Raw genomic sequence first — 14818 nt, forward strand, 5'->3', positions numbered from 1 at the left:
GGAGCGGCAAGCTCCCCGGGACGCCCTCAGGACAGATGGGGGAGTACCTCGGCGCCCAGACGCCGGACGTTCTCCTCCGTCGCCGCGAGATCGCCCGAACCCTCCACCAGCAGGGCGAACCGGGAGATACCGGTCCGCTCGCTGGTCGCCGTGAGCCGGTCGACGGCGAGCCGCGGCGTGCCCACCGGGTGCAGCCCGCACAGCAGCTCGGTGTACGCCAGCGGGTCCCGCATCCGCCGCTGCCGGCCGTCGACGGTGACATGGGCGTCGAGCCCCTGTTTCAGCCAGCCCGGCATGGCCTTGGTCAGCGTCTCCACCGCGTCCGTGCGCCGGTCGGCGAGCTGGCAGACGCCGGCCGAGACATGTGCGGCCGACCGGATCTCGTCCTCACCGCGGCCCGCGGCCCGCGCGGACCGCCGCCACAGGGCGACCATCTCGGCCTTCTCCTCGTCCCCGACGTGCATCCCGAGCAGCATCGGCAGCCCGCGCTCGGCCGCCAGCCGCACACTCGACGGGGACGTGCACGCCACGATCACCTCCGGGCCCGGGTCGTCGGTCAGTGCCTCCGACGGCCTCGGCACGACGGGCACTTCGCGGAAGCGGAACCGCTCGCCGTCCGCCGACACCCGCGCGTCGCGCAGCCAGCGCGTCAGCAGATCGAGTGATTCCGGGAAGCCGTTCTCGTACGCCCCGAGGCCCGAGCCGAACACCTCCAGATCCACCCACGGCCCGCCCCGCCCCACGCCCAGCGAGAACCGGCCGCCGCTCGTCAGATGCAGCAGCGCGGCCTGCTCGCCGAGCGCGACGGGATGCGCGGTCGGCAGCACACTGACCGCCGTGCCCACCCGCAGCCTGCGGGTACGGCCCAGCAGCAGCGCGGCCAGGGTGACGGCCGACGGGCATGTGCCGTACGGCACGAAGTGGTGCTCCGCCAGCCAGGCTGTGTCGAGCCCCGCCTCCTCGGCGACCTCCGCGGAGCGGACCGCGCGGTGCAGCGCCTCTCCCGGGCCCTGGCCGGGGAACTGGGCCGCCAACACGAAACTTCCAACGCGCATCGCTTTTCCTGCTTCCTCGGCTCCGACGCGGAGCTCCCCCACCCGGCATAACCGTCTGACACGTGCCGAGGACACGGCCTGACGGAGTAATTTGCGGATTGTCGGGAGAATCGCCGGGAACGGCAGGCCCCGCAGGGGCACTTGGCGGGGTCCCACCGGCCCTTGAGCGGGGAGTACCCCGGAACGCTCCGCGTACGCTGGAAGCGGCCCGTGCTCCCTGTACCGCTCCGTGAGGTGTCCCGTGTCCCCGCGTCGCAACCGCCCCAAGGACTCCGGCTCGCTCGGCCGCAGCGCCGAGGACGACCCGTCGAGCCGTTACGGCGGCTGGCAGTCGTCGGTGAGCTGGCAGGGCGAGCACTGGAACGTGCGGCACGTGGCGGGCGCGAGCGCCCAGGGCAAGAGCTACCGCTGCCCGGGCTGCGACCAGCTGATCCCCGACGGCGTCCCGCATGTCGTCGCCTGGCCCGAGCACGTGGGCGTCGACGACCGCCGCCACTGGCACAAGGCCTGCTGGAACGCCAGGGACCGCCGCACCACGCGGGTGCAGCGGTCCCGTAACGCGCCGAAGTTCTAGTACGCCCTACACGTCCCGCTTCTCCAGCAGCGCCCACGCGGCGGCGAACGCGGCGGCCGTCGCGCCGAGGGCGATCCACAGCGGGTCCCAGCCGGAGGGGCCGTTCTCGCCGATGGACGTCGTGTAGAACACGCCGAGCTGGGTCGGGATCGAGTAGTCGAACAGGAACTCGCGGACCTTCTGCAGCGACTCCGTGACCATGAACAGGGCGATCACCAGCGGGGCCAGTACCAGACCGATCATGATCGTGATGGCGCCGGCGGAGTGCCGGATGATCGAACCGATCAGCAGGGAGAACAGGGCGAGCAGCGCCAGGTAGAGCGAGACGCCGACGGTGGCCTTGAACCACTCCCCGCCGGAGGGCTCCTTCGCGTCGGAGAGGATGCCGGTCAGCGCGAACGAGACGAACGCGGTCGACACCAGCGTGACCGTGAACACCACCGTGAACAGCACGATCGCCTTCGCCGTTAGCACCCGGCCGCGCGTCGGGCAGGCCACCGTCGTGGTGCGGATCATGCCGGTGCCGTACTCGGAGGCCGTCGTCAGCACGCCGAGGGTGATGACGCACACGCTGCCCAGCAGCACGCCGAAGAGGCCGTACGGCAGCGGGCTGCTGCCCGCCAGGTCGTCGGACGAGGCGTTGGCGGCGATCAGCGCGCCGGTCATCAGGCCGATGCCGACGACGAGCAGCACGAACACACCGAGCGTCCACAGCGTGGAGCGCACCGAGCGCAGCTTGGTCCACTCGGAGGCCACGGCGTGCCCGAGGTGGGTGCGCACGATCGGGATCGGCGAGGTGTAGGCGGGGGCGCCGGGCGCCGGCTGCCAGGTCGGCGCGGCCTGCGGCGTCGGGATCTGGGGCGAGCTCATCGGGCGTCCTCGGAGGGGGCGGTGGTCGGTTCGGCGGAGGATGCGGCGGCGGACGCGGGCGGCTGAGCCTGCGGCGCGGGGGCCTCGGCGGGCCGCGCGGGAGCCTGCGGCGGCTGCGCCTGCGGGGCGGCCGGCTGGGCGGGGGCCTGCGGGGCGGCCGGCTGGACGGCGGCCGGCTGGGCGTACGGGTTCGCCGGGGCCGCGCCCGGTGCCTGCGGGGCGCCGTAGGGAGAGGCGGCCGGTGCCTGCGGGGCGCCGTAGGGGCCCGGCGGGAACGGCTGCCCGCCCTGCTGGGGCGGCGGCGGGGCGTACCAGCCGGGCTGTCCCTGCCCGGGGACCGGCATCGGCGGCTCGGCGCCCGGCGGCAGCGGCTGCTGGAGAGCTGCCTTCTGGTCGATCGTGGAGCGGTAGTCGACGGCGCCCTGCGTCATCCGCATGTACGCCTCCTCCAGCGAGGCCTGGTGCGGGCTCAGCTCCCACAGGCGTACGTCGTGCTCGTGGGCGAGGTCCGAGATGCGCGGCAGCGCCAGTCCCGTCACCCGCAGCGCGCCGTCCTGCTCGGGCAGCACCTGGCCGCCGGCCTCGGTGAGGGCGGCCGTGAGCTTCTCGCGCTGCTGCGGCTCGCTGTCGGGGGTGCGCACCCGCGCGAAGCCGGCGGAGTTCGCCGCGATGAAGTCCTGCACGCTCATGTCGGCGAGCAGCTGCCCGCGCCCGATGACGATGAGGTGGTCGGCGGTGAGGGCCATCTCGCTCATCAGGTGGGAGGAGACGAACACCGTCCGCCCCTCGGCGGCGAGCGCCTTCATCAGGTTGCGCACCCACAGGATGCCCTCGGGGTCGAGGCCGTTGACCGGCTCGTCGAAGAGCAGCACCTGCGGGTCGCCGAGCAGCGCGGCGGCGATGCCGAGCCGCTGGCCCATGCCGAGGGAGAAGCCCTTGGAGCGCCGCCTCGCCACGTCCTGCAGGCCGACCACGCCGAGCACCTCGTCGACGCGGCGGGCCGGGATGCCGGACAGCTGCGCCAGGCTCAGCAGGTGGCTGCGGGCGGAGCGGCCGCCGTGCACGGCCTTGGCGTCCAGCAGGGCGCCGACCTGGCGGGCGGCGTTGGGCAGCCGGCGGTAGGGGTGGCCGCAGATGGTGACCGACCCGGCGGTGGGGTTGTCCAGGCCGAGGATCATCCGCATCGTCGTCGACTTGCCCGAGCCGTTCGGTCCGAGGAAGCCCGTGACGGCACCGGGCCGCACCTGGAAGGAGAGGTTGTACACAGCGGTCTTGTCGCCGTAGCGCTTTGTCAGGCCGACTGCTTCGATCATGCTCCGCACCCATCGCAAGGTTCAGGACAGCAGGGCACACGCCCCCGTAAGGGTTAGGAGGATATCCAGGCGCTGACGGTTCCGCCCAAGAGAAGGCAAAGACCGGGGCGCAGACCCGGGCGCAGTCCCGGGCCGGGACTCAGGCGTCGCGCCGCTTCAGCAGGACGTACCCGCCGACGAGGACGGCCGCCACCCACGCCACCATGATCCCGAGCCCGCCCCAGGGGCCGTACGGGGTGTCGTCGCCGACCGGCGTGACCACCTGCATGATCTTGCTGCCGGCCTGGTCGGGCAGGTACCGGCCGATCTTCTTCGTCGCGCTGACGTTGCCGAGGATGTTCGAGATCAGGAAGAAGAACGGCATCAGGATGCCGAGCGACAGCATCGGAGAGCGCAGCATCGCGGCCACGCCCATCGAGAACATCGCGATCAGCGTCATGTACAGCCCGCCGCCGAACACCGCGCGCAGCACCCCGGGGTCGCCGATCGAGGCCCGGTGCTCGCCCAGCATCGCCTGCCCGAGGAAGAACGTGGCGAAGCTGGTCGCCATGCCGACCACCAGCGCGAGCCCGGTCGCGACGGCCATTTTGCTGAACAGGAACGTGCCGCGCCGGGGCACCGCGGCGAGCGAGGCGCGGATCATGCCGGTGCTGTACTCGTTGGAGACCACCAGCACCCCGAACACGATCATCGCGAGCTGGCCGAGGGTCATCCCGGCGAAACTGATGAAGGTCGGATCGAAGGAGAGCCGGTCACGGCGGCTCATGTTGTCGAACTCGTTCTTCGACAGCGCCGAGATCAGCATGCCGAGGGCGATGGTGACGACCACGGCGAGGGAGAGCGTCCAGACCGTGGACGCCACCGACCGGATCTTGGTCCACTCCGAGCGGATGACCTGGACCGCCGCCATGGCTCAGTCCCCTTTCTGCCGGCCGGCGCCCCAGGGCTGCTGCGGTGCCGGGGGTGTGCCGTCGTCCGCGTGGTACTCCACCGCCTGCGCGGTCAGCTGCATGAACGCCTCCTCCAGCGAGGCCTGCTGACCGCTCAGCTCGTGCAGCACGATCTGGTGCCGCGCCGCCAGCTCACCGATCTGCTCGCTCTTGCCGCCCTCCACCTCCAGCACCCCGCTGCCCGTCTCCACGACGGTGATGCCCTCCCGGTGCAGCACGTCCAGCAGCCGCTCGCGCTGCGGGGTGCGGATCCGGACGAAGGCGCGGGAGTTGCGGGCGATGAAGTCGGCCATCGAGGTGTCGGCCAGCAGCCGGCCCTGCCCGATGACGACGAGATGGTCCGCGGTGAGCGCCATCTCGCTCATCAGATGGGACGAGACGAACACCGTCCGCCCCTGGCCCGCCAGGGACTTCATCAGATTGCGGATCCAGTGGATGCCCTCCGGGTCGAGGCCGTTGACCGGCTCGTCGAACATCAGGATCCGCGGATCGCCGAGCAGCGCGGCCGCGATGCCGAGCCGCTGCCCCATGCCGAGCGAGAAGCCCTTGGTCTTCTTCCTCGCCACCCCCGTCAGACCGACGGTCTGCAGCACCTCACCCACCCGGCGGGCGGGAATGCCGTTGCTCTGCGCGAGGCACAGCAGGTGGTTGTAGGCGCTGCGCCCGCCGTGCCAGGCCTTCGCCTCCAGCAGCGCGCCGATGTACGTCAGCGGGTCCTTCAGCTGGTCGTAGTGGTTGCCGTCGATCCGCACATCCCCGGCCGTGGGCCGGTCCAGGCCCAGGATCATCCGCATGGTGGTCGACTTGCCCGCGCCGTTGGGACCGAGGAAGCCGGTGACGATGCCGGGTCTGACGGTGAAGCTCAGATTGTTCACCGCCACCTTCTCGCCGTACCGCTTGGTCAGCCCCTCGAGCTCGATCATGCGGCCACGCTAAGACGGAACGAAGCCCTCCGCCAGTGGACAGGCAGAGGGCTTCGGCAGGCGTTCGGGCGCCGTATTCCGGGCGTTGGCGAACGGGTCAGCGCGACTGCTGCGCCGGCACCCCACGAGAGACCTGCTCGTCGTCAGCCGGGGAGCCCGCGGCAGCGACGGCCGCACCGGTCAGCGTGGCGAGCATCTCGCGGACGTTCGTCAGCTGGGCGTTGATGGAGTCGCGGCGGTTGGTGAGCGCCGCCAGCTCGCGCTCGGATTCCGAGCGGATGCGGTCGGCCTTGGCGTTGGCGTCGGCCACGATGTCCTCGGCCTGGCGCTGGGCCGTCTCCACCGTCTGGCGGGCGCGGCGCTCGGCGTCCGTGCGCAGCTTCTCCGCCTCCAGACGCAGCTGCTCGGCGCGGTGCTCGATCTCCGCGAGCCGCTTCTCGGCCTTGGCCTGACGGGAGGCCAGGTCGCGCTCGGACTGCTCACGGCGCTTGGCGAGGTTCGTCTCGAAGTCGGCGGCGGCCTGCGCGGCCTTGGCGCGGGTCTCCTCGAAGAGGGCGTCCGCCTCCTCACGCTTGGACTGCGCGTCCTTCTGCGCCTCGGTGCGCAGCTGCGCCGCGTCGGCCTTGGCCTTCTCGACGATCCGGACGCCCTCGTCCTCGGCCTTCGCCTTGCGGTCGGCGGCGTACGACTCGGCGTCGTTGCGCACCTGCTGGGCCGCCGACTCGGCGAGGTCGCGGTGCTGCTCGGCGGCGCGCCGGGCCTCCTCGCGCAGCTCCTTGGCCTCTTCCTCGGCAAGGCGCAGGATCTTCTCGACGCGCGCGCCGAGCCCGGCGTACGACGGCTCGGCATCCGTCACCTGGGCCTGGGCGTTCTGCGTCTCGAGGTGCAGTTCCTCGATGCGCTTCTCCAGAGCGGTGATACGGGAGAGGGCCTGGTCACGGTCGGAGACGAGCTTGGAGATACGTTCGTCCACCTGAGCGCGGTCGTACCCACGCCGCACAAGCTCGAAGCCGTAGGGGGAAGTGTCGCTCATGGGGTTCCTGTCGAATGAGACCGGTGAGGTGATAGGTGGAATCCTAGGGGTCAGAACGGCGTGTCATCGAGCGGATACGTGTTTGATCTGGAGAATGACACCCCTTTTGAGTGGCTGATCGGCGGACCACTTGCCAAGACACCGTCAAAGGGCCTGCCCAGGACCGTGGAACACCGCCGCGTCACTTCCGCTTCCCCTCCGTGCCGTTGGTCCAGGCTGACCCCTGCGGTCCGTCCACGCTAGCCGTCTGACGACTTGCCACCCGAACGGGGGGCGCCGACCGTCGCACCGGCCTTGACCGCGGAGTCCTTGGCCGGCGAGGGGGCCTCGAAGGACTCCAGCGCTTCCAGGACGTCCTGGACGCGGGAGATCTCGGCGTTGATGTCCTCGCGGCGCCGCACCAGGACCTCGAGCTCGCGTTTGCCCTCCTCGACCGTGCGCCGCGCCTCGCGGACCGCCTCGGCCTTGAGCTCCTCGGCCTCCTTGACCAGCCTGCCCTTCTTCAGCTCGGCCTCCTTGAGCAGCCCCTCGGCCTTCTTCACGGCGGCGATACGGACCTTGCCCGCCTCGGAGTTGGCCTCCGAGACGATCTCCTTGGCCTTCGCCTCCGCCTTGGCCAGCTGCTCCTCGGCGGCCTTGATGAGCGCGTCGCAGCGGTCGCCGGTCGACTTCATCGTCTCGGCGGCCTCGCGGCGGGCCCGCTCGTGCAGCTCCTCGATCTCGGAGGTGATGCGGTCGCGCAGCTCCTCCGCCCGCTCCCTTATCTGCGTCGCGTCCCGGCGCGCGCCGACCAGCAGCTCGTCCGCGTCCGAACGGGCCTTCTCCACCATCTGGTTGCCCTCGATGGTCGACTCGGAGACGATCCGCTCGGCCTCCTTGCGGGCCGCGCCGACCATCGTGTCCGCCTGGGACTCGGCGTCCGCCGTCGTCTTCAGCGCCTGCTGCTGCGCCTCGGTGAGCAGCTTGTCCGCCTCGGCCGTGGTCTCCGTGATGAGCTTGTCGACCTGCTCGGCGGCCTCGCTGCGCCGCTTGTTGGCGTCCTTGCGGGCCTCGTCCAGGGTGCGCTCGGCCTCCTCGCGGGCGGCCGTGACCAGCCGGTCGGCCTCCTTCGCCGCCTCCGCCTTGACCCGCTCGGACTCGGTACGGATCCGCTCGGCGTGCTGCTGGGCGCTGCCCACCGTCTCGGCGGCCTCGGCACGCAGCCGTTCCGCCTCCGCCGTGGCGTCCCCGACCAGCTTCTCCGCCGCGGCGATCGACTCCGTACGGACCCGCTCGGCCTCCTGGAGCGCCTCGGTGCGCACGCGTTCGGCCTCGGCGGCCGTCTCGGTGCGCAGGCGGTCCGTCTCGGCGACCGTCTCGGCGCGCAGCCGGTCGGTCTCGGTGATCGTCTCGGTGGTGAGGCGTTCCGCCTCGCCGCGGGCCTCGCTGATGAGGGTGTCGGCCTGCGTCGCGGCGTCCGAGCGGATGCGGTTGGCGTCCTCCCGGGCGTCCGCCCGCGTACGCGTCGCGTCCTGGTCGGCCTGCGCCCGGACGTCGGCGGCCTCGGTGCGCAGCCGCTCGGCCTCCTGACGCACCTGCGTGCGGACCTGCTCGGCCTCCTGCAGCGCCTCGGTGCGGACGCGTTCGGCCTCCTCGACGGTCTCCGTGCGCAGCCGGTCGGTCTCGGTGATCGTCTCGGTGGTGAGGCGCTCGGCCTCGCTACGGGCCTCGCTGATGAGGGTGTCGGCCTGCGTCGCGGCGTCCGAGCGGATGCGGTTGGCGTCCTCCCGGGCGTCCGCCCGCGTACGGGCCGCCTGCTGGTCGGCCTGCGCGATGGTCTCCGAGGCCTCCGTGCGCACCCGCTGGGCGTGCTCGGCGGCGTCCGAACGCACCCGCTCGGCCTCCGCGACGGCCTCCGTCACCGTGTGCTCGGCGAGCGCCTTGGCCGCCTGGGCCTCCTCGTTCGCCTCCCGGCGCAGCCGCGCGGCGTCCTCGCCCGCCCGCTCCCGCTCGGCGTAGGCGTCCGTGCGGACCCGGTCGGCCTCCTCCTGGGCCTCGCGGCGGGTGCGCTCCGCCGCGTGCTCGGCCGCGCTGCGCAGCCCGGCGATCTCGTCCTGCGCCTGTTCGTGCAGCCCGGCCACCGAGTCCCGCACCTGCTGCGCGTGCTGCTCGGCCGCGGACACCATCTCGCCCGCGCGCCGCTCGGCCTCCTCGACGAGCCGGGTCGCCTCGGTCTGCGCCTCCTCCACGCGCGTGCGCGCCGCCGCGAGCAGCTCCTCGCTCTGCGCGCGGGCCCGCTCCCGCTCCTGGTCGGCCTCCTGGCGCGCCGAACCGAGGAGTTCCTCGGCCTCACGGCGGCGGCGGGCCGCCTCCTCCTGCGCGGCGGCCAGCGTCTCCGACGCCTCCGCCGCCAGCCGCTCGGCCGCGGCCTGCGCCTCGGCGCGCAGCCGGTCGGCGCTCTCCTGCGCCTCCGTCTTCAGCCGCTCCGCCTCGGCCGCCGCCTCGGAACGCAGCCGTACGGCGACGGCCTCGCCCTCGGCGCGGGAGGCGGAGGCGTCCGCGGCGGCCTCGGTGCGCAGCCGCTCGGCCTCGGTCTCGGCCTGCTGCTGGAGCGTACGGATGCGTTCGGCGGACTCGCCGCGCAGCCGCTCGGTCTCCTCGGCGGCCTCCCGGCGGATTCGGGCGGCCTCCTCACGGGCGTCCGCGAGGGACTGCTCGGCCGCGGCGAGCCGCTCCTGCGCCTCCGACTGAAGACGGGTCAGCTCCCCGGCCGCCTCCGCCTGCCGGGCGGCCATCGCCCGCTCGGTCTCCTCGCGCAGCTCGCGTGCGGCCCGCTCGGCGTCCTCCTTCAGCGCCTCCGCCTGCTCCGCGGCCTCCGCACGGTGCCGTTCGGCCTCCGCGCGGGTGCGCTCCAGGGTCTCCTCGGCCTGCCGGCGCAGGCTCGTCGCCCGCTCGATGGCCTCGGTGCGCACCTTCTCGCTGTCCGCGGTCGCGGTCTTGCGCAGCTCGTCGGCGTCCGCCTTGGCCTTGGCGAGCAGTTCCTCGGCGGTCCTGGCCGCCTCGTCGATCTGCTGGACGGCCTCCTTGCGGGCCTCGGCGCGGATCTTCTCGCCCTCGGCGACCGCGTCGGCGCGCAGCTGCTCGGCCTCGCCGCGCAGCCGGCGGGCCTCCTCCTGCAGCTCGACCGTCTTGGCCCGGTACTCCTCGGTGTCGTCCTTGGCCGCGCCCTTGAGCTGTTCGGCGATCTCGTGCGCCTGGGCGCGCAGCCGGTCCGCTTCGGCCTCGGCCTCGGTGCGGATGCGCTCCGCCTCCTCGGCGGCCGCCTTCCGGGTCTGCTTGGCTTCCTCGGACGCCTTGTTGAGCACGTCCTCGGCGGTCCTGGCAGCCTTGGACAGCTGGGTGGCGGCCTCCTCGGCGGTGGCGCTGCGCGCCTTCTCCGTGGCCTCGGCGAGCAGCTTCTCCGCCTCGGCGCGGGCGTCGGCGAGCAGCTGCTCGGCCTCCTCCTTGGTGGACTCGGCCTCCTTGGTGGCCTCGCCGACCAGCCGGGCGACCTGCTCCTTGGCGGTGCGCGTGCGGGTCTCGTTGGCGGCCTCGGCGCTCGCCAGCGCCTTCGCGGCGGCCTCCTTGGCCTCGGCGACCAGCTTCTCCGCCTGGGCGCGGGCCTCGCGCAGCGCGGTGTCGGCCTCGGCGATGCGGGCTTCCGCGGTGCGGCTCAGTTCCTGTGCCTGACGGCGCGCGGCCTCCGACTCGCTGGCGGTGGAGGTGCGCAGCTGCTCGGCGTGGTCGGTGGCCTCCTGGGCCTGCGTGGAGGCGGCGTTGAGCAGCCGTTCGGCGTCCGCGCGGGCCCGGCGCAGGATCTGCTCGGCCTCGGCGCGGGCGGACTCGGCCTCACCGGTGAGCCGCTGACGGGCCTCCGCGGTCAGCCGCTCGGCCTCCGCACGGGCACTGGCCAGGGCCTGTTCGGCCTCGGCGCGGGACTCCTCCAGGAGCCGGCGGGCCTGCGCCTCGGTGCGGGCGCGCAACTGCTCGGCCCAGGCGACGTTCTCGTTGACGTGCGACTCGACCGTCGCCCGGCGTTCGGCCAGCTCCTGGTCGAGCTGCTGGCGCCGGGTCACCGCCTCCTGGTGCAGCTCCGCCTGCAGCCGCGCGGCCTGCTCGGCGTGTTCCTGCAGGATGCGCTGGGTCTGGGCGCGGGCCTGGCTCAGCTCGCGCTCGGCGTCGGCGCGGATCTGGTCGGCCTGCATCTGGGCCTGGCGCAGCAACTGCTCGGCCTGATAGCCGATGTCACCGCCGTCGAAGGCGGGCCGGGACATGATGGTGCGGCGCGCCTCGTGCAGCTTGGCGCGCAGCACCTCGACCTGGTAGCCGAGGTCCTCGGCGTGCTGGATCGCCTTTTCCCGCTCGGTCTTCAGCCGTTTCATCTCGGCTTCGAACCGAGTGAGGTGGTCGACGTCAGCCGCCGGCTCCCGCTCCTGGCTCTCGTAGCCCCGCACTGCGCGGTCCCATCCGTCCCCTGGTCGCAAGTCTCTCCAACGAGCACCGTCCATCCGCCGAACGGGGCCCCCGGGTGAATGGTGTCAGATCAACGGCGGAGCATGGGCTGCTGCCCCGTCGCTCGCCCCCCTGAACCGGACCCCGGACTGGTCCCGCCGACGAACGGAGGGACCGGGCCACCGCAGGGTTGGGCGGCGACCGCACCCAACCCTACCGGCCCTTATGTACGAGGGTCAGTGCTCGTCCGACTCAACGGGGGCCGAAGTGACCAGTTCTGTCAGGACGCCATGGCAGTCCTTGGGGTGCAGGAAGGTGATCCGCGAGCCCATGGAGCCGATGCGCGGCTCGTCGTAGAGCACGCGGACGCCCTTGCCGCGGATGGCCTCGGAGTCCGCGTCCACGTCCGCGGTGCCGAAGGCGATGTGGTGGACACCCTCGCCGTTCTTCGCCAGCCACTTGCCGACCGCGGAGTCCTCGCGGGTCGGTTCGAGCAGCTGGAGGTAGGAGGCGCCCCCGTCGGAGGTCTCGTTGATCTTGAGCATGGCCTCGCGCACGCCCTGCTCCTCGTTGACCTCGGTGTGGAACACCTCGAAGCCGTACGTGGCCCGGTAGAACTCGACGGTGGCGTCGAGGTCGTGGCAGGCGATCCCGATGTGGTCGATTCGCGTCAGCATGCTTGTAGTGGAGCGCTCCCGGCATGGTTACGCAACGTGCGCGCGATCACACCGACGGGCCGGTGACGGCACGGAGTGCCACTCAGTACATTCGAAGTAAACCCTCGTTCACTCCTCGGTCGTGCAGGCCGGTAAGGGGATCGCAGCTCATGGCAACTGCAACGAACAGCTCGGTGATCGTCTCGGGCGCGCGGACGCCCATGGGGCGACTGCTGGGCTCTCTGAAGTCCTTCTCCGGAGCCGACCTCGGCGGCTTCGCGATCAAGGCCGCCCTCGACCGCGCGGGCATCGGCGGCGACCAGGTGCAGTACGTGATCATGGGCCAGGTGCTCCAGGCCGGCGCGGGCCAGATCCCGGCGCGCCAGGCGGCCGTCAAGGCGGGCATCCCCATGAACGTCCCGGCGCTCACCATCAACAAGGTCTGTCTGTCCGGCCTCGACGCCATCGCGCTCGCGGACCAGCTGATCCGCGCCGGCGAGTTCGACATCATCGTCGCGGGCGGCCAGGAGTCCATGACCAACGCCCCGCATCTGCTGCCGAAGTCCCGCGAGGGCTTCAAGTACGGCGCGGTGCAGATGCTGGACGCGATGGCCTACGACGGCCTGACCGACCCGTGGGAGAACATCCCCATGGGCGAGTCCACCGAGAAGCACAACACCCGCCTCGGCATCGGCCGCGCCGAGCAGGACGAGATCGCCGCCCTGTCCCACCAGCGGGCCGCCGCAGCGCAGAAGAACGGCGTCTTCGAGGCGGAGATCACCCCCGTGGAGATCCCGCAGCGCAAGGGCGACCCGGTCCTGTTCAGCAAGGACGAGGGCATCCGCGCCGACACCACGGCCGAGTCCCTCGGCAAGCTGCGCCCGGCGTTCTCCAAGGACGGCACGATCACGGCCGGCACCTCCTCGCAGATCTCCGACGGCGCGGCCGCCGTGGTCGTGATGAGCAAGGCCAAGGCCGAGGAGCTGGGCCTGGACTGGATCGCCGAGATCGGCGCCCACGGCAACGTCGCCGGTCCGGACACCTCGTTGCAGTCGCAGCCGTCGAACGCGATCCTGCACGCCCTGAAGAAGGACGGCCTGGAGGTCTCCGACCTCGACCTCATCGAGATCAACGAGGCCTTCGCGGCGGTCGCCGTGCAGTCAATGAAGGACCTCGGGGTGTCCACGGAAAAGGTGAACGTCAACGGCGGCGCGATCGCCCTCGGACACCCGATCGGCATGTCGGGCGCCCGTCTGGTGCTGCACCTGGCACTGGAGCTCAAGCGCCGCGGCGGCGGGGTCGGCGCGGCCGCGCTGTGCGGCGGCGGCGGCCAGGGTGACGCGCTGATCGTGCGGGTACCCAAGGCCTGAGCAGTCCGTATATTCGTACGATCCTGATCTGAACGGAGCTGTGATGCAGGACGTCTCCTCGCTGGTGGCCCAGGCCAGGGAAGGCCGGCCGAGAGCCGTGGCCCGGCTGATCTCCCTGGTGGAGGGGGCGTCCCCGCAGCTCAGGGAGGTCATGGCGGCACTGGCCCCGCTGACCGGCAACGCCTACGTCGTCGGGCTCACGGGCTCGCCCGGCGTCGGCAAGTCCACCTCCACCTCCGCGCTGGTCACGGCGTACCGCAAGCAGGGCAAGCGGGTCGGCGTCCTGGCCGTCGACCCCTCGTCACCGTTCTCGGGCGGCGCCCTGCTCGGCGACCGGGTCCGGATGTCGGAGCACGCCTCCGACCCCGGCGTCTACATCCGCTCCATGGCGACCCGGGGCCACCTGGGCGGCCTCGCCTGGGCTGCGCCGCAGGCGATCCGGGTGCTGGACGCGGCGGGCTGCGACGTGATCCTGGTGGAGACGGTCGGCGTGGGCCAGTCCGAGGTGGAGATCGCCTCCCAGGCCGACACCTCCGTCGTCCTGCTGGCCCCCGGCATGGGCGACGGCATCCAGGCGGCGAAGGCCGGAATCCTGGAGATCGGCGATGTGTACGTCGTCAACAAGGCGGACCGTGACGGCGCCGACGCCACCGCCCGCGAGCTGAACCACATGCTGGGCCTCGGCGAGGCCCGCGGCCCGGGGGACTGGCGTCCGCCGATCGTCAAGACGGTGGCGGCACGGGCGGAGGGCGTCGACGAGGTCGTTCAGGCCCTGGAGAAGCACCGCGCGTGGATGGAGGAGCACGGGGTGCTCGTGGAGCGCCGGCGTGCGCGGGCCGCCCGCGAGGTCGAGACCATCGCGGTGACGGCTCTGCGGGAGCGGATCGGTGATCTGCACGGGGACAGTCACCTGCCGACGCTCGCGCAGCGCATCGTCGCCGGGGAGCTGGATCCCTACCGGGCGGCGGACGAGCTGGTCGCGGGTCTCACCGAGGGCTGACGCGGCGCCCCGCAAGGGGCGCGGGGAACTGCGCGACCATGGCCCACTCGGCCGCACCCGTCGAACGACGGGTGCGACCGAGCCGGCGGGGCCCCGCGTTCGCTCAGGGGCGGCCGCGTTGCGTTCGCAAGTGGTCGGCGATGGGCCTGAGGGACTTGTCCAGTTCCGTCAGGGCCTCCGGGGACAACAGGTCGATGAAGTGGCGGCGCACCGAGTCCACATGGTGGGGTGCGACCTTCTTCATCGTCTCCATGCCGTGCTCGGTGAGGACGGCATACAGCCCGCGCCGGTCGGACTCGCAGTTCTCCCGGCGTACGAGGTCGGCGTTCTCCATGCGCGTGATCTGGTGGGAGAGCCGGCTCTTGGACTGCAGCGTGGCGGAGGCGAGGTCACTCATCCGCATCCGCCGGTCCTCCGACTCGGAGAGATTCACCAGGATCTCGTAGTCGTTCATCGTCAGGCCGAACGGCTGCAGATCCTTTTCGAGCTGGTACGTCAGCAGCCTGTTGACCTCCAGATGGGTACGCCAGGCACACTGCTCCGCATCCGTCAGCCACCGCGTGGCCGTCTCGGTCTCCATGAATGAAGTCTACCTAAGAAGTTG

Annotated in this window: 12 protein-coding genes; 3 read left to right on the forward strand and 9 right to left on the reverse strand. The window is 72.1% G+C overall.

What is annotated here, in order from left to right:
- Window positions 1-26 precede the first annotated feature (26 nt).
- Complete coding sequence (locus ACZ64A_RS15075) at window positions 27-1055, reverse strand: LLM class flavin-dependent oxidoreductase (protein WP_469810645.1); 1029 nt, start codon at window positions 1053-1055, stop codon at window positions 27-29.
- A gap of 241 nt (window positions 1056-1296) precedes the next feature.
- Here ACZ64A_RS15075 and ACZ64A_RS15080 point away from each other — a divergent pair, with 241 nt between their 5' ends.
- The gene (locus ACZ64A_RS15080; protein ID WP_469810646.1) at window positions 1297-1629 is read left to right on the forward strand and encodes an ATP/GTP-binding protein; all 333 of its coding nucleotides are present in this window, start codon (window positions 1297-1299) and stop codon (window positions 1627-1629) included.
- A 6-nt stretch (window positions 1630-1635) separates the two neighbouring features.
- On the opposite strand, the gene ACZ64A_RS15085 is transcribed toward ACZ64A_RS15080, so the two are convergent.
- The 7 genes from ACZ64A_RS15085 to mce form a co-directional block, all read right to left on the reverse strand.
- Window positions 1636-2499: an ABC transporter permease gene (locus ACZ64A_RS15085; RefSeq protein ID WP_469810648.1), complete on the reverse strand. Its 864-nt coding sequence runs from the start codon at window positions 2497-2499 to the stop codon at window positions 1636-1638.
- Window positions 2496-3812, reverse strand: a complete 1317-nt coding sequence (locus ACZ64A_RS15090) for an ABC transporter ATP-binding protein (protein ID WP_469810649.1) — start codon at window positions 3810-3812, stop codon at window positions 2496-2498. The genes ACZ64A_RS15085 and ACZ64A_RS15090 overlap by 4 nt, the downstream gene beginning before the upstream one ends.
- 139 nt (window positions 3813-3951) lie before the next feature.
- Complete coding sequence (locus ACZ64A_RS15095; RefSeq protein ID WP_469810651.1) at window positions 3952-4722, reverse strand: ABC transporter permease; 771 nt, start codon at window positions 4720-4722, stop codon at window positions 3952-3954.
- A 3-nt stretch (window positions 4723-4725) separates the two neighbouring features.
- Entirely contained in the window at window positions 4726-5685 is a 960-nt protein-coding gene (locus tag ACZ64A_RS15100) for an ABC transporter ATP-binding protein (RefSeq protein ID WP_469810652.1), read from the reverse strand.
- Between the two features lie 97 nt (window positions 5686-5782).
- Window positions 5783-6718 carry a cellulose-binding protein gene (locus ACZ64A_RS15105; protein ID WP_469810653.1) on the reverse strand — a complete coding sequence of 312 codons (936 nt, stop codon included), beginning with the start codon at window positions 6716-6718 and terminating at the stop codon, window positions 5783-5785.
- Between the two features lie 239 nt (window positions 6719-6957).
- Window positions 6958-11190 (reverse strand): polarized growth protein Scy, encoded by a 4233-nt coding sequence (scy, locus tag ACZ64A_RS15110; protein WP_469810654.1) that lies wholly within the window; start codon window positions 11188-11190, stop codon window positions 6958-6960.
- Between the two features lie 234 nt (window positions 11191-11424).
- A complete protein-coding gene (gene mce, locus ACZ64A_RS15115) occupies window positions 11425-11865 on the reverse strand; it encodes a methylmalonyl-CoA epimerase (protein ID WP_469810655.1) in 441 nt (146 codons plus the stop codon).
- A 149-nt stretch (window positions 11866-12014) separates the two neighbouring features.
- Between mce and ACZ64A_RS15120 the strand changes: the two genes are divergently transcribed.
- On the forward strand, window positions 12015-13214 hold the full coding sequence (locus ACZ64A_RS15120; protein WP_469810656.1) for an acetyl-CoA C-acetyltransferase: 1200 nt from the start codon (window positions 12015-12017) through the stop codon (window positions 13212-13214).
- Window positions 13215-13257: 43 nt separating this feature from the next.
- Window positions 13258-14214 (forward strand): methylmalonyl Co-A mutase-associated GTPase MeaB, encoded by a 957-nt coding sequence (gene meaB, locus ACZ64A_RS15125; protein ID WP_469810657.1) that lies wholly within the window; start codon window positions 13258-13260, stop codon window positions 14212-14214.
- 103 nt (window positions 14215-14317) lie between these two features.
- On the opposite strand, the gene ACZ64A_RS15130 is transcribed toward meaB, so the two are convergent.
- On the reverse strand, window positions 14318-14794 hold the full coding sequence (locus ACZ64A_RS15130; RefSeq protein WP_361631810.1) for a MarR family winged helix-turn-helix transcriptional regulator: 477 nt from the start codon (window positions 14792-14794) through the stop codon (window positions 14318-14320).
- Window positions 14795-14818 lie beyond the last annotated feature (24 nt).

The sequence above is a fragment of the Streptomyces sp. NPDC104814 genome (genome assembly GCF_055583185.1).

Coding starts and splice junctions, on each gene's coding strand:
- ACZ64A_RS15075 (WP_469810645.1), bottom strand. CDS start 1,055: ATGCGCGTTGGAAGTTTCGTGTTGGCGGCCCAGTTCCCCGGCCAGGGC.
- ACZ64A_RS15085 (WP_469810648.1), bottom strand. CDS start 2,499: ATGAGCTCGCCCCAGATCCCGACGCCGCAGGCCGCGCCGACCTGGCAG.
- ACZ64A_RS15090 (WP_469810649.1), bottom strand. CDS start 3,812: ATGATCGAAGCAGTCGGCCTGACAAAGCGCTACGGCGACAAGACCGCT.
- ACZ64A_RS15095 (WP_469810651.1), bottom strand. CDS start 4,722: ATGGCGGCGGTCCAGGTCATCCGCTCGGAGTGGACCAAGATCCGGTCG.
- ACZ64A_RS15100 (WP_469810652.1), bottom strand. CDS start 5,685: ATGATCGAGCTCGAGGGGCTGACCAAGCGGTACGGCGAGAAGGTGGCG.
- ACZ64A_RS15105 (WP_469810653.1), bottom strand. CDS start 6,718: ATGAGCGACACTTCCCCCTACGGCTTCGAGCTTGTGCGGCGTGGGTAC.
- mce (WP_469810655.1), bottom strand. CDS start 11,865: ATGCTGACGCGAATCGACCACATCGGGATCGCCTGCCACGACCTCGAC.
- ACZ64A_RS15120 (WP_469810656.1), top strand. CDS start 12,015: ATGGCAACTGCAACGAACAGCTCGGTGATCGTCTCGGGCGCGCGGACG.
- meaB (WP_469810657.1), top strand. CDS start 13,258: ATGCAGGACGTCTCCTCGCTGGTGGCCCAGGCCAGGGAAGGCCGGCCG.
- ACZ64A_RS15130 (WP_361631810.1), bottom strand. CDS start 14,794: ATGGAGACCGAGACGGCCACGCGGTGGCTGACGGATGCGGAGCAGTGT.